The following is a 729-nucleotide window of genomic DNA, read 5'->3' as shown; positions in this document are numbered from 1 at the left end:
AGCAGGCCGGAGAAGTCCGGCAGCACCGCCCTCGCCTGCGCCGCCGCCTGGTCCACGGCGCGTTGCAGCGCCTCCCAGGTCGGCACGTTGACGTGGCCCTGCAGTTCCAGCCGCAGCACGTCTTCGGCGCGCAGCGCCGCCAGGCGTTCGGCCAGCGCCTGGGCGTCGGTCGGCAGGCTCAGGGTTTCGGTCCAGGCGGACCAGCGGTACTTGCCGGTGGGCACGCGCTCGACCTGCGGCGTGGCGCCGGGCGCGGCGATGCGCACGTCCAGCGCGTAGCCGGGCTCGTTGCCGCGGAAGCGATCCTGTTCGGGCGTACCGCTGTAATGGGTGCGGGAATCGACCTCGAGCGCGCCGTGCCAGTCGCCCAGCGCCAGATAGTCGAGCCCCGCGCGGCGCGCGCGATCGGGCGCGATCACTTCGGAGGCCCCGGCGTCTTCGGAAAAGATCTGGATCGCGCCATGTGCGAGGCCGATGCGGATCGCGCCCTCGGCAGTGGCCGCATCGTCCATCCATGCGCTGAGGTCGCGGCCCGCGCGGCGCGTCGTGCAGGGCGCGGGTAGCAGGACGGCGCCTGCGCCGAGATCGATCGGCGCCTGCTCGGTCGCCAGCACGACATTGCCCGGCGCATCGGCGGCAAGGTGCGCCCACAGCTCGGTCGCCTGCAGCGAATCGTGATTGCCTGGCAGGATCACCCAGCGGATCGGCACGTGATACGCCATTCCGGTG

At 72.4% G+C, this 729-nt stretch carries 1 protein-coding gene; it reads right to left on the bottom strand.

Features of this window, described 5'->3' with window-relative positions:
* A partial coding sequence (locus D1Z90_RS20870) for a metallophosphoesterase family protein (protein ID WP_232525342.1) occupies positions 1 to 729 on the bottom strand: 729 nt, incomplete at both ends.

Source organism: Motilimonas pumila, assembly GCF_003596335.1.
Taxonomy (GTDB): Bacteria; Pseudomonadota; Gammaproteobacteria; order Enterobacterales; family CBDFNC01; genus Motilimonas; species Motilimonas pumila.
The sequence above is the reverse complement of the archived record's forward strand: the minus strand, read 5'-3'. Positions and strand labels throughout refer to the sequence as shown.